Raw genomic sequence first — 2,339 nt, 5'->3', positions numbered from 1 at the left:
CTATGCGGGTATTCCCATTCGTGTGATCGAGACGGATGGCGCGGGTCAGGAGATTCTCGGATTTAACGAATTGGATAGGGCCGGAACAGCTTCGGATACCGGCTCCATTTACGCGATCAAGTTTGGAGCAGAGCAGTATGTCTCGGGCCTCCGTAACGGTGGTGTATCGGTGCGTGACCTTGGGGAAATCGACAGCAAGCCGGTATTCCGCACTCGGATTGAGTTTTATTGTGGTATGGCGGTGTTCCACCCTCGGGCAGCTGCCCGGCTCCGGTATATTAAAAAATCACAACAACAACAACAGTAATATTTGACGTGGTAGACCAATCTGCCACGTCTTCATTTTTTATGGGGAGGGGATATCGTGGCGAAATATCGGATTAAAACGCCCAATGTGATTTATAACGGGGTGACCGAGGGCGTACTTTTTCAAAACGGTGAAGCCATTGTTGAAGATGAACGTCTGAAAAACCTTCTGACGAATGACTACGGCTATACCGTAGAAGTGATCGAGGAAGAAACCGTAGAAGATAAGAAGCCCAAAACTGCCGCGAAGTAGGTGAGCAAGTGGTGGATTTGAACCGAGCCAACACCTATTTTACCAACAATGTGCTTCATAACGAAGAATGGGTGACTACGGATAACTCCACTCGCCAAAGGGCTTTACTCCATGCAGAAACCCAGCTATATCGGGTATTCCGCAACTATCAACCCGATATTCGGCCTCTTCCCGAAGAAGCCGTGTTTGAACAGGCTCTTTGGCTGTTGAGAATGGATGAAACGGTTCGTAAATCCGAACAAGGTGTAAAAGCCGTGTCGGTTAACGGATTGAGTATCGCTATGGAGGGGATACGACGGATTTCCCCGGAAGTCATTGCTATCCTTGGTCGCCGAGTAGGGAGGTATGCCGATTGATTCCCATGAAGCAGACCGTATCTATCTTCAAGGCAGGGGAGCTAGACATCTGGGGAAAACCGTCTTGGGGGGAGGCCGTATCTCATCATTGCCGGATTGACACTACATCTAAGCGTAGTGTCGAAGTCAACGGGCAAGTCGTAGTATCTACAGCAGAAATTTTGCTCAAAGGGCGAGTGGCTGTTGGATTTGGTGATCAGATTGAGTGGGTCGATGAATTAGGCATTACCTCTCTGAAGACCCCGGTAAGTATCGCAATCATTCGTGACTTCTCTGGCAAACCGCTGTTCACCAAAGTGGTGGTCTGATGAAAATCCAAGTGAAGATTTATGACCAGGTTCTAAAACGAGTCAACAAGGATATCCGAAATCAGTTAAAACAAGCGGTGCATGACTGTGCTGACGACCTCGTTCGCACGTCATCCGAAACAGCCCCGCACGACAAAGGTATCTTGGAAAAATCCTACGCCAAGGAAGTGATCGCTGCCTCAAATCAGGTAACAGCGAAAGTAGATTATAGCGTGAAAGAAGGCGGCTTCAATTACGCTTTGGCCATGCACGAGACGAATTACCGGCTCGGTCCCGGCTCCTTGGCGAAACCCGGAGGGTACGGCATGAGTGGTAAGCATTATCCCGTCGGCAATCAGTTCCTCACTCGTCCACTGGAAGGGGAAGCTCAAACCTACGAAGATCACATTGAACGGGAACTTCACAAAGCATTGAAGGGGGCGTGATTTGGTGCGAATGGCGGAGCTTATTGCCGTGCTCCAGCAAACCGTCCCCCTCAAGTACTTCGCGAATTCCTTCCCGGCAATGGGTGACGATTGTGCCGTCGTCCGCTTAACAAGCGGGGGAAGGAGCAGCGTAAAAGCGAACCTCAACCGCCCTTCCTTGCAGATATTAATTCGCGCTAGCGACCCGGCGATGACCGAGGCGAACGCGACCGAGCTTTATCAATCGTTTAACGGCAAACGAGACTTCGACGTGGGGGCAACTCACGTTATTTTTTGCGCGGCTCAACAATCTTCACCGCTATTTCTAGGTCAGGACGATAACGACCGTTCCATCTACGCATTGAATTTTTCATTAATTACGGAGGAGGCTTGATAACTTGGCAAAAATCGCAGGCGTTGATGTGTTGTTATATGTTCAAACAGGCGAAACCGATGCTAGCCCCACTTATACCGTGGTCGGCGGTCAAAGCGGAGCGACCTTAAATCGATCCGCCAACGTCATTGAAACCACATCCAAAGATGCTTACGGCTGGGCCGAGAACGTTGCCGGGGTATTATCCTGGTCGATTGATTGCGACGGCTTCATGCTCGGCAGTGACACCGCGTTGGATCACTTGGATGAAGTGTTTAACAGCCGGTCGACGCTCAAAGCCGAAATCCGACTACCCTCTGGCAAGAAATATACCGGAAC

Annotated in this window: 6 protein-coding genes and 1 pseudogene; all 7 read left to right on the top strand. The window is 50.1% G+C overall.

The genetic code is table 11. The features are described from left to right. A pseudogene (locus H1S01_RS19930) lies at positions 1-307 on the top strand (major capsid protein); the annotation flags it as partial. A gap of 57 nt (positions 308-364) precedes the next feature. Further along, a complete protein-coding gene (locus H1S01_RS19925; protein WP_188042131.1) occupies positions 365-559 on the top strand; it encodes a hypothetical protein in 195 nt (64 codons plus the stop codon). An 11-nt stretch (positions 560-570) separates the two neighbouring features. Beyond that, positions 571-915: a hypothetical protein gene (locus tag H1S01_RS19920; RefSeq protein ID WP_188042130.1), complete on the top strand. Its 345-nt coding sequence runs from the start codon at positions 571-573 to the stop codon at positions 913-915. Beyond that, a complete protein-coding gene (locus H1S01_RS19915; RefSeq protein WP_188042129.1) occupies positions 912-1,223 on the top strand; it encodes a hypothetical protein in 312 nt (103 codons plus the stop codon). Before H1S01_RS19920 ends, H1S01_RS19915 begins: the two co-directional genes overlap by 4 nt. Then, positions 1,223-1,648 carry a hypothetical protein gene (locus tag H1S01_RS19910; protein ID WP_188042128.1) on the top strand — a complete coding sequence of 142 codons (426 nt, stop codon included), beginning with the start codon at positions 1,223-1,225 and terminating at the stop codon, positions 1,646-1,648. The genes H1S01_RS19915 and H1S01_RS19910 overlap by 1 nt, the downstream gene beginning before the upstream one ends. 10 nt (positions 1,649-1,658) lie before the next feature. Further along, positions 1,659-2,021 (top strand): minor capsid protein, encoded by a 363-nt coding sequence (locus tag H1S01_RS19905; RefSeq protein WP_243237461.1) that lies wholly within the window; start codon positions 1,659-1,661, stop codon positions 2,019-2,021. 4 nt (positions 2,022-2,025) lie between these two features. Next, the coding region (locus H1S01_RS19900) for a phage tail tube protein (protein WP_188042126.1) at positions 2,026-2,339 on the top strand (314 nt) is incomplete at its 3' end.

Source organism: Heliobacterium chlorum (genome assembly GCF_014502795.1).
Lineage (GTDB): Bacteria > Bacillota > Desulfitobacteriia > Heliobacteriales > Heliobacteriaceae > Heliobacterium > Heliobacterium chlorum.
This window is presented reverse-complemented; position numbering and strand designations above follow the sequence as displayed.